The following is a 9,972-nucleotide window of genomic DNA, read 5'->3' on the forward strand; positions in this document are numbered from 1 at the left end:
AATGCTCGGGAAACTTACCCTCGAGGCCATTCCGTTCCATGAACCCATCGTCATGGTTACGCTGGCCGCCGTGTGCCTGGGAGGCGTAGCGCTCCTGGGCGCCATCACCTACTTCCGCAAGTGGAAGTACCTCTGGACGGAATGGCTGACCTCCGTCGACCACAAGCGCATCGGCGTGATGTACATCATCGTCGCGCTGATCATGCTGCTGCGCGGCTTCGCCGACGCCATCATGATGCGCACCCAGCTGGCGGTCGCCTCCGCCGACTCGGCCGGCTTCCTGCCGCCGCACCACTACGACCAGATCTTCACCGCCCACGGCGTCATCATGATTTTCTTCATGGCGATGCCCTTCATCACCGGGCTGATGAACCTGGTGGTGCCGCTGCAGATCGGCGCCCGCGACGTGGCCTACCCGTTCCTGAACTCGCTGAGCTTCTGGCTGTTCGGCGCCGGCGTCGCGCTCATGATGATCTCGCTGTTCGTCGGTGAATTCGCCGCGACCGGCTGGCTGGCCTATCCGCCGCTCTCGGGGCTCGACTACAGCCCGAGCGTCGGGGTGGACTACTACATCTGGGCGCTGCAGATATCCGGGCTCGGGACCACGCTTTCCGGCATTAACTTCATCGTGACCATCCTGCGCATGCGCGCGCCGGGCATGAGCCTGATGAAGATGCCGATCTTCACGTGGACCTCGCTGGTCACCAACGTCCTGATCGTCGCCGCCTTCCCCGTGCTGGCCGCCACGCTCGCGCTGCTGACCATGGACCGCTACCTGGGCACGCACTTCTTCACGAACGACATGGGCGGCAACGTCATGATGTACGTGAACCTGATCTGGATCTGGGGCCACCCCGAGGTCTACATCCTGGTGCTGCCCGCTTTCGGCGTGTACTCGGAGATCGTCGCCACCTTCGCCCGCAAGACCCTGTTCGGCTACAAGTCCATGGTCTACGCCACGGCCGCCATCGGCGTGCTGTCGTTCCTGGTCTGGCTGCACCACTTCTTCACCATGGGCGCGGGAGCCAACGTCAATGCCTTCTTCGGCATAGCGACAATGATCATCTCGATCCCGACGGGCGCGAAGATCTTCAACTGGCTGTTCACCATCTACCGCGGCCGCCTGCGCATCACCACGCCGGTGCTGTGGACGCTGGGCTTCATGATCGTGTTCGTCATCGGCGGCATGACCGGCGTGATGCTGGCCATCCCGGGCGTGTCGTTCGTGCTGCACAACAGCCTGTTCCTGATCGCGCACTTCCACAACACCATCATCGGCGGCGTGGTCTTCGGCTGCATCGCGGGCATGACCTACTGGTTCCCCAAAGCGTTCGGCTTCAAGCTGAACGAGCGCCTGGGCCGCTATTCGTTCTACTGCTGGTTCGTCGGCTTCTTCCTGGCCTTCATGCCCCTGTACATCCTGGGCTTCAAGGGCATGACGCGCCGCCTGAACCACTACGACAACCCCGAATGGCAGCCGTACCTGCTGGTCGCCCTGGTCGGCGCCGCGCTGATCATGCTGGGCATCTGGTTCCTGCTGCAGCAAGTGTTTGTCTCGATCTACCAGCGCAAGCAGAACCAGGACCTCACCGGCGATCCCTGGGATGGCCGCACGCTGGAATGGTCGATCGCCTCGCCGGCTCCTTTCTACAACTTCGCCCACGTTCCTCACGTCGATGAACTGGACCAGTTCTGGGAAGACAAGCAGAACGGCAAGGCGTACAAGCGTCCCGCCAAGTACGAGGACATCCACATGCCGAAGAACACCGCCGCCGGCGTCTTCATCGGCGCGTTCGGCCTGGTCATGTGCTTCGCCCTGATCTGGCACATCTGGTGGCTGTCCATCGTCGGTTTCGTCGGCATGATCGGTTCGTTCATCGTCCGCGCCTATGACCGCGACGTCGACTACTGGGTCCCGGCCAAGGAAGTCGAACGCATCGAAAACGCTCACTTTGACAAAATGCAGAAGGCCGCCTGAGCCATGATTCAAGCCGTAGCCACTCTCCCCCACGCGGGTCACGACGATCACGCGCATCATGACGATGGATCCAAGACCGTATTCGGTTTCTGGGTCTATCTGATGAGCGACCTGCTGATCTTCTCGGTCCTGTTCGCCACGTTCGCGGTGCTGTTCAACGCCACCGCGGGCGGCCCCACGGGCAAGGAACTGTTCGACCTGAAGTTCGTGCTGGTCGAAACGCTGTTGCTGCTGTTCTCCAGCTTCACCTTCGGCATGGCCAACCTGAACGTGCACGCCGGCAACAAGAGCCGCGCCATGGGCTGGCTCATGGTGACGTTCCTGTTCGGCGCGGGCTTCATCGCGATGGAAGTCTATGAATTCCATCACCTGATCTCGATCGGCGCCGGCCCGGGCCGCAGCGCGTACCTGTCGGCGTTCTTCACGCTGATCGGCACGCACGGCCTGCACGTCACGTTCGGCCTGATCTGGATCATCGTCATGCTCGACATGATCCGCCGCCACGGCCTGGACTCGATCAACAAGCGTCGTCTGGCGTGCCTGAGCCTGTTCTGGCACTTCCTGGACATCGTCTGGATCTGCGTCTTCACCTTCGTCTATCTCATGGGAGCCATCTGATGTCGCACTCCGCTGCGGCCGCACACGGCCACGACGATCACGCCGCCGACCACGGCACCGTGAAGTCCTACATCATCGGTTTCGTGCTTTCGCTGCTTCTCACCTTCGGCTCCTTCGGCCTGGTGATGAACGGCGCGCTGTCCCATACCGCCACGATCATCGGCGTGGTGGCGCTGTGCGTGCTCCAGCTGCTGGTGCAGCTGGTGTACTTCCTGCACATGGGCGCATCGAAGTCGGCCCGCGACAACCTGGCCACGTTCGTCTTCACCGTGCTGATCATCGCCATCATCGTCGGCGGTTCGGCATGGGTGCTGTACAACATGAACGTCAACATGGGCCACCCCATGTAATGGCGGCCAGCCGTTGAAGCAGAAAAACAGGCGCTCCGGCGCCTGTTTTTTTCGCCTGCGCGGTTTCGTTATATATTCACGTACATAACGAAACCGCGCATCCGCCATGCAAACTCCCGCACTTGCCGACACCGACCGCGCCGAACGGCTCGCCCAGACGCTGCTGCGCCACGCGCCGCCGTGCCATCCCGACGCCGGCTTCTTCGCGGCGGTACTGGGCAAGCGCCTGGCGCTCGGCGACCTGGGCGGCTGCGGCCTGACGCCGCAGGAACTGGACGGCCTGCTGGCGCGGCTGTTCCCGGGCGCCGCGCCGGCCGAACTGCGCGCACAGCGCGCCGCCCTCGCCGCGCCGGTCCTGGACGCAAAGCAGGCGGCGTTCAAGCAGATGCTGCGCGGGTTGCTGCAGGCCTGGAGCGTGCCGGCGGCCGACATCACGGCCTGGGTCACCGGCGCGCTGGCCCATGCCTGCCTGCGCCCCGACCACCTGTGGCGCGACCTGGGCCTGTCCGGCCGCGAAGACGTGACCGCGCTGCTGGCGCGCCACTATCCCGGCCTGGTGGCGCGCAACGTGGGCAACCTGCGCTGGAAGCAGTTCCTGGCCTATGCGGCCTACGAACGGGCGGGCCTCGCGCCGGCGCAGGCGCCGGGCTGCCCGGCCTGCGAGGACTACGGCGTCTGTTATCCGCAGCCGCTTCAGTAGCGGTAGGTGGCGCCGACGCCGGCGCCCAGGCTGCGGCCCGCGGCCGGTTCGTAGTAGCGGCCGTTGACCTCGTTGACGATCACCGAGCCGGCGTAGCGGCGGTCGAACAGATTGTCCACGCGCGCATAGGCGTTCAGCTCCCACGGCCCCAGTTGCTTCACGTAGCCCAGGCTCAGCGCCGCCACGAAATAGCCGGGCGCGTCGCCGTCGTTGGCGTCGTCGACGTAGACCTGGCTCAACAGGCGCGCCTCCACCGAGGCCTGCCATCCCTCGGGCGGCGCCCAGGCCAGCGACGCATAGGCCGCCTGGCGCGCGATGCCCGGTATGCGGTTGCCGGCGCGGATCGCGCCGGGCCCGTCGTCGACGTAGCGCGCATCCAGCCAGGTATAGGCAAACCGGGTGCGGCCGTGGCGCGCGAACTCGCCGGACCAGCCCAGCTCCACACCGTCGCGCCGCGTGCGCCCGGCGTTCTGGTAACTGGTGCGACCGCCCGCGCTGCCGGCCGCGACGATCTCGTCGTCGGTGCCGGTATGGAACACCGCCGCGGTCAGCAGGCCGCCGGCGAGCTGCGCCTTCACCCCTGCTTCCAGATTGTCGCTGACGGCCGGCGCCAGCCCGAAATTCAGGCCGGGCGCGCCGCCGGGCCGGTACGAAAGCTCGTTCAGCGTCGGCGTCTCGAAGCCGCGCCCGTACGAGGCGTAGAGGCTGAGCGCCGGATCGGGCGCATAGCGCAGCGCCGCCACCGGCAGCGCCTTGCGGTAGCGCGCCGCGCCGCTGTCGTCGGCGTTGCCGGGCGCGACGTAGCGGTCGTCGGAATCGAACTTGACCGTGCTGTAGCGCAGGCCCGCGTCCAGCGTCCAGCGCTCGGCGAACTGCCAGGACGCCTGCACGTAGGGATCGGCGTTGTAGACGGTATTGGTTTCGTCGCGCCGCAGCGCGCCGCGCACGCCCAGCTGGCGATTCGCCCCGTCGCCGGTGTAGTTCTGGTAACCCTTGCGGTCCTCGCTCAGCGTGTCGTAGGAAAAGCCGCCGATCAGCATCAACGGCCGGCCCGCCAGCGAGACATCCGAGGTCCAGCGCAGGTCGGCCCCGCCGTAGCGGCGCTTCAGGTCGATGACGCCGCCGGCCTGCGACGGCGCCATCTGCGCGGCCGGCGGGATGGACTGGTACTGCGTGGTGTCGCGCTGGCCGTAATAGACCATCAGGCGCAGGCTGTTGCGCCCGTCGATGGCGCGCTCGTAGACCGCGCCGCCCTGGGTCTGCCTGACGCTTTTGCGCGTGTCGTACAGCTCGGCCAGCGGCGCGGCCCTGGGATCGTCCTGGAACTGGCGATATGTCAGGCCCAATGGGTCCTGCGCCTTCAGGTCCACGCTGTTGGCCACCAGCGTCAGCCGGCTGGCGTCGTCCAGCTGCAGGCCCAGCTTGGCGTTGCCCAGGTTCTTGCGCGCGGCGCTGTGGTCGCGGTAGCCGTCGGTGGTGAACCGGGTCAGGTCCAGCACGTAGTCCAGCCCGCCGGAGGCCCCGTTGGCGCGCAGGCCGTAGCGCCAGGTGGCGTAGCTGCCGCCCCAGCCGCTGGCGGACAGCGAGGGCGGCTCGACCCCGTCTTCGGTGTTCACCAGGATCACGCCGCCGGATGAATTTCCGTACAGCGCGGAGAACGGGCCGCGCAGCACCTCGACCTGGCCGATCGAGCCGATGTCGATGTTCGAGGTCTGGTCTGGCCCTGCCCGTCCGGCATGGTGGCCGGTATGCCGTCCACGTACAGGCGCACGCCGCGCACGCCGAAGCTGGCGCGCGCGCCGAAGCCGCGGCTGGAAATCTGCAGATCCTGGGCGTAGTTCTGGCGGTTCTGGATCTGCAGCCCGGGCACGCCGGCCAGCCCTTCGGACAGGTTGATCCCGGGCTGGCCGCGGCGCATCTGCGCGCCCTCGACCACGTCCACCGAGGCCGGCGTCTGCATCACCGGACTGCCCAGACGGGTGCCGGTGACCACGACGGCCGGGAGTTCGGCGGAGCCGGGGCCGGGCGCGGCCGGCTGCGCCCAGGCCGCGGCCGCCGGCGCCGAGGCCAGCAATCCCTGCAGCACCCGGCGCCGCGCGCCGCGGTCCAACCATCCTGCCAAATCCGCCTCCTCGATTCCGGGAATCGGTTCTAATGGCGCCCATGGATAACATGCAAGATATCGAACGCCGCCTGCTGGAGCTGGAAGTCAAGGCCAGCTTCGCCGACGACCTGCTGGACCAGCTCAACCAGATCATCGTCCGCCAGCAACAGCAGATAGACCGCCTGATGCGCGAAGTCGCCGAGCTGCGCCAGCAGGCGCCCGAGGGCGCCGCGCCCTTTCGCAGCCTGCGCGACGAGCTGCCGCCGCACTACTGAGACGCCCGCCAATCGATCCCATTAATGGAAACTATAGCCTCAAAATAGGCTGTTCTTTCCATCTATGGAATTATCTTTTACCGATACCAGGGTTTATCCCTACTCCGATTCCGCGCAATATTGAGCCATCGGGAAACAGCAACGAAGCACGACGGATAGGCCGCCGAATTCGCTCCCAAGCTCTTGAAATCGGAGATTTATCATGAAGACCACGAAGACCCTTGCTACCGCCCTGGTGATGTCCCTGGCCGCGCTGAGCGCCGGCGCCTATGCCGCCTCGCCCAACATCGAACCCAACAACGTCCCGTTCCAGGGCGTCTACGGCACCCCGTACGAAGGCCCGACCCGCGCCCAGGTGCAAGCCGAACTGGCTGCCGCCAAGGCCGCCGGCCAGGTCAGCGACGTCGAACCCAACGACATGCCCTTCGCCGGCGTCTACGGCGCCCCCCAATCGGGCAAGACCCGCGCCGAAGTGCGCGCCGAACTGGCCGCCGCCAAGGCTGCCGGCCTGGTCAGCGGCGTCGAACCCAACGACATGCCGTTCGCCGGCGTCTACGGCGAATAAAGCCCGCACGAATCCACCCTTCCCCTTGTTGTACCTTGGCCGCCGGCAGTTCGGGCGGCCTTTTTTGTCGCCGGGCCGCCCCAAGACAAAAACGCCCCCTCGGGGGGCAGCAAGCACGCGCAGCGTGCGCGGCGTGGGGGCCTTTTTTTCGTTCATCGAGGCGCGCTGCGGTACTATCGCCCCGAGATCCGGCATCACATAACGACTTTACGAATCAGGGAGCCACATCTTGAAAACCACCCGCGTTCTTGCCTCTTTGCTCGTGGCATGCGGCGTCTCGGCCACGGCGACCGCTGCGCCGCCGGTCATGCTGAACAATGCCATCATCACCCAGATCCCCAAGGCCGACCGCAGCTCGTTCCACGAGGCCGTCGCGCAGGCGCTGAACAATTCGGCCGACGGCCAGCGCACCGAATGGACCAGCACGCACCAGCCCAAGAAAGCCGCGCCGATCACGGTGCAGCTCACGCCCACGCAGACCACGACGGTCAAGAACGACCAGACCTGTCGCTTCCTGGTGGGCGATTTCGCCCGCGCCGCCACCACGGAAAAATGGCAGTTCTGGTTCTGTAAGCAGCCCGACGGCACCTGGAAGGCCAGCAGCCACTAAGCACGCCGGCTCGCCAGAAAAAAACGCGCTGCGCCCATCCTGCGATGGGGCAGCGCGCTTTTTTTGCGGGCTACGCGGGCGATCAGGCCTGGGGCTCGATCCGGTTGGCGTCCAGCACCGTCATCGCCGCCATGTTGATGATGCGGCGCACGGTCGAGCTGGAGGTCAGGATGTGCACCGGCGCGTTCGCGCCCAGCAGGAACGGACCCACCGCCACGTTGCTGCCCGCGGTGGTCTTGAGCAGGTTGTAGGCGATGTTGCCGGCGTCCACGTTCGGGCACACCAGCAGGTTGGCCTCGCCCTTGAGCGAGGACGAAGGCAGGATGCGCATGCGCAGCGCCTCGTCCAGCGCGCAGTCGCCGTGCATCTCGCCGTCGATCTCCAGCTCCGGATCGATCTCGCGCACCAGCTCCAGCGCGCGGCGCATCTTGGCGCCCGAGGCCGAGCTGCCGGTGCCGAAGTTCGAGCGCGACAGCAGCGCCACCTTGGGCGCCAGGTTCATGCGCGCCATTTCCTGCGCCGCCATCACCGTGAACTCGGCGATCTGTTCGGCCGTGGGCTCGTCGTTGACGTGGGTGTCGACCAGCACCACCGTGCGCTCGTTGAGCAGCAGGATGTTCATGGCCGCGTACACGTTGTGGCCCGGACGCCGGCCGATCACCTCATCCACGAAACGCAGGTGGTCGTGGTAGGCGCCGACCGTGCCGCAGACCATGCCGTCGGCGTCGCCCAGGCGCACCATCATCGCGCCGATCAGCGTCAGGCGGCGGCGCATCTCCACCCGCGCCATTTCCTTGGTGATGCCGCGGCGGCACATCAGCTCCCAGTACGTGGTCCAGTACTGATGGAAGCGCTCGTCGTATTCCGGGTTGGTGACTTCCACGTCCTCGCCCAGGCGCAGGCGCAGGCCGAATTTCTCGATGCGGGCCAGCAGCACCGACGGGCGGCCCACCAGGATGGGGCGGGCCAGGCCTTCGTCGACCACCACCTGCACCGCGCGCAGCACGCGCTCGTCCTCGCCTTCGGTGAACACGATGCGAGCCTTGCCGCCCTCGCGCACGATGTTTTTGGCCGCCGCGAACAGCGGCTTCATGAACGCGCCCGAGTGGTACACGAACTGCTGCAGCTGCGCCTCGTAGGCCTCCAGGTCGGCCAGCGGGCGCGTGGCCACGCCGTCTTCCATCGCCGCCTTGGCCACCGCCGGCGCGATGCGCACGATCAGCCGCGGATCGAACGGCTTGGGAATCAGGTAGTCCGGGCCGAACGAAATGTCATAGGTGCCGTAGGCGGCCGCCACCACTTCGTTCTGCTCTTCCTCGGCCAGCTCGGCGATGGCGTACACCGCCGCCTTTTCCATCTCGCGCGTGATGGTCGTGGCGCCCACGTCCAGCGCGCCGCGGAAAATGTACGGAAAGCACAGCACGTTGTTGACCTGGTTCGGGTAGTCCGAACGGCCCGTGGCCATCACCACGTCGTCGCGCACGCCGTGCGCCACTTCCGGCAGGATCTCCGGCGTCGGGTTGGCCAGCGCCAGGATCAGCGGACGCGGACCCATCGCCGCCACCATCTCCGGCTTGAGCACGCCGCCGGCCGACAGGCCCAGGAACACGTCGGCGCCCTGGATCACCTCGGCCAGCTTGCGCGCGTCGGTCTTTTGCGCGAAGCGCGCCTTGTCCGGGTCCATCAGCGCCGTGCGGCCTTCGTAGACCACGCCTTCGATGTCGGTGACCCAGACGTTCTCCAGCGGCAGCCCCAGGTCCACCATCAGGTCCAGGCAGGCCAGCGCGGCCGCGCCGGCGCCCGAGGTCACCACCTTGACCTGCTTGATGTCCTTGCCCACCACCTTCAGGCCGTTGATGAAGGCCGCCGACACGGTAATGGCGGTGCCGTGCTGGTCGTCATGGAAAACCGGGATCTTCATGCGGTCGCGCAGCTTGCGCTCGACGATGAAGCATTCCGGGGCCTTGATGTCTTCGAGGTTGATGCCGCCGAAAGTGGCTTCCAGGCCGGCGATGATCTCGACCAGCTTGTCCGGGTCGGTCTCGTTGATCTCGATGTCGAACACGTCCAGGCCGGCGAACTTCTTGAACAGCACCGCCTTGCCTTCCATCACCGGCTTGGACGCCAGCGCGCCGATATTGCCCAGCCCCAGCACGGCGGTGCCGTTGGTGATCACGCCCACCAGGTTGCCGCGGCCGGTGTAGCGGAACACGTTGGCCGGGTCGGNNNNTCGGCGCCCTGGATCACCTCGGCCAGCTTGCGCGCGTCGGTCTTTTGCGCGAAGCGCGCCTTGTCCGGGTCCATCAGCGCCGTGCGGCCTTCGTAGACCACGCCTTCGATGTCGGTGACCCAGACGTTCTCCAGCGGCAGCCCCAGGTCCACCATCAGGTCCAGGCAGGCCAGCGCGGCCGCGCCGGCGCCCGAGGTCACCACCTTGACCTGCTTGATGTCCTTGCCCACCACCTTCAGGCCGTTGATGAAGGCCGCCGACACGGTAATGGCGGTGCCGTGCTGGTCGTCATGGAAAACCGGGATCTTCATGCGGTCGCGCAGCTTGCGCTCGACGATGAAGCATTCCGGGGCCTTGATGTCTTCGAGGTTGATGCCGCCGAAAGTGGCTTCCAGGCCGGCGATGATCTCGACCAGCTTGTCCGGGTCGGTCTCGTTGATCTCGATGTCGAACACGTCCAGGCCGGCGAACTTCTTGAACAGCACCGCCTTGCCTTCCATCACCGGCTTGGACGCCAGCGCGCCGATATTGCCCAGCCCCAG

7 protein-coding genes and 3 pseudogenes are annotated in these 9,972 nt (G+C 66.4%); 7 read left to right on the forward strand and 3 right to left on the reverse strand.

Annotated elements, in window-relative coordinates; genetic code table 11:
- Position 1: 1 nt before the first annotated feature.
- The 4 genes from cyoB (at position 2) to C1I89_RS16690 (ending at position 3,646) form a co-directional block, all read left to right on the forward strand.
- Positions 2 to 1,978 (forward strand): cytochrome o ubiquinol oxidase subunit I, encoded by a 1,977-nt coding sequence (cyoB, locus tag C1I89_RS16675; protein ID WP_102773799.1) that lies wholly within the window; start codon positions 2 to 4, stop codon positions 1,976 to 1,978.
- 3 nt (positions 1,979 to 1,981) lie between these two features.
- Positions 1,982 to 2,596 (forward strand): cytochrome o ubiquinol oxidase subunit III, encoded by a 615-nt coding sequence (gene cyoC / locus C1I89_RS16680; protein WP_102773800.1) that lies wholly within the window; start codon positions 1,982 to 1,984, stop codon positions 2,594 to 2,596.
- On the forward strand, positions 2,596 to 2,946 hold the full coding sequence (gene cyoD / locus C1I89_RS16685) for a cytochrome o ubiquinol oxidase subunit IV (RefSeq protein WP_102773801.1): 351 nt from the start codon (positions 2,596 to 2,598) through the stop codon (positions 2,944 to 2,946). The genes cyoC and cyoD overlap by 1 nt, the downstream gene beginning before the upstream one ends.
- Before the next feature lie 106 nt (positions 2,947 to 3,052).
- Positions 3,053 to 3,646, forward strand: a complete 594-nt coding sequence (locus C1I89_RS16690; protein WP_102773802.1) for a nitrogen fixation protein NifQ — start codon at positions 3,053 to 3,055, stop codon at positions 3,644 to 3,646.
- Here the strand turns inward: C1I89_RS16690 and C1I89_RS16695 are convergent.
- A pseudogene (locus tag C1I89_RS16695) lies at positions 3,640 to 5,720 on the reverse strand (TonB-dependent receptor family protein). The gene C1I89_RS16690 and the pseudogene C1I89_RS16695 overlap by 7 nt on opposite strands.
- 89 nt (positions 5,721 to 5,809) lie before the next feature.
- Between C1I89_RS16695 and C1I89_RS16700 the strand changes: the two are divergent.
- The 3 genes from C1I89_RS16700 to C1I89_RS16710 all read left to right on the forward strand — a co-directional run bounded on the left by C1I89_RS16700 (position 5,810) and on the right by C1I89_RS16710 (position 7,200).
- Positions 5,810 to 6,025, forward strand: a complete 216-nt coding sequence (locus C1I89_RS16700) for a SlyX family protein (RefSeq protein WP_102774154.1) — start codon at positions 5,810 to 5,812, stop codon at positions 6,023 to 6,025.
- Positions 6,026 to 6,227: 202 nt separating this feature from the next.
- Complete coding sequence (locus tag C1I89_RS16705) at positions 6,228 to 6,590, forward strand: DUF4148 domain-containing protein (RefSeq protein WP_102773803.1); 363 nt, start codon at positions 6,228 to 6,230, stop codon at positions 6,588 to 6,590.
- A gap of 229 nt (positions 6,591 to 6,819) precedes the next feature.
- Entirely contained in the window at positions 6,820 to 7,200 is a 381-nt protein-coding gene (locus C1I89_RS16710; protein ID WP_102773804.1) for a hypothetical protein, read from the forward strand.
- 82 nt (positions 7,201 to 7,282) lie between these two features.
- On the opposite strand, the pseudogene C1I89_RS16715 reads toward C1I89_RS16710, so the two are convergent.
- Together C1I89_RS16715 and C1I89_RS16720 are read right to left on the reverse strand one after the other, a co-directional pair.
- Positions 7,283 to 9,424 (reverse strand): annotated as a pseudogene (locus C1I89_RS16715) (NADP-dependent malic enzyme); the annotation flags it as partial.
- An 8-nt stretch (positions 9,425 to 9,432) separates the two neighbouring features.
- Positions 9,433 to 9,972: pseudogene (locus C1I89_RS16720) on the reverse strand (malic enzyme-like NAD(P)-binding protein); the annotation flags it as partial.

The organism is Achromobacter pulmonis (assembly GCF_002885955.2).
GTDB lineage: Bacteria > Pseudomonadota > Gammaproteobacteria > Burkholderiales > Burkholderiaceae_B > Achromobacter > Achromobacter pulmonis_A.

Excerpts from the sequence above, each read along its gene's own strand:
- C1I89_RS16690 (WP_102773802.1), top strand. The coding sequence starts at position 3,053 with ATGCAAACTCCCGCACTTGCCGACACCGACCGCGCCGAACGGCTCGCC.
- C1I89_RS16705 (WP_102773803.1), top strand. The coding sequence starts at position 6,228 with ATGAAGACCACGAAGACCCTTGCTACCGCCCTGGTGATGTCCCTGGCC.
- C1I89_RS16700 (WP_102774154.1), top strand. The coding sequence starts at position 5,810 with ATGGATAACATGCAAGATATCGAACGCCGCCTGCTGGAGCTGGAAGTC.
- cyoB (WP_102773799.1), top strand. The coding sequence starts at position 2 with ATGCTCGGGAAACTTACCCTCGAGGCCATTCCGTTCCATGAACCCATC.
- cyoC (WP_102773800.1), top strand. The coding sequence starts at position 1,982 with ATGATTCAAGCCGTAGCCACTCTCCCCCACGCGGGTCACGACGATCAC.
- cyoD (WP_102773801.1), top strand. The coding sequence starts at position 2,596 with ATGTCGCACTCCGCTGCGGCCGCACACGGCCACGACGATCACGCCGCC.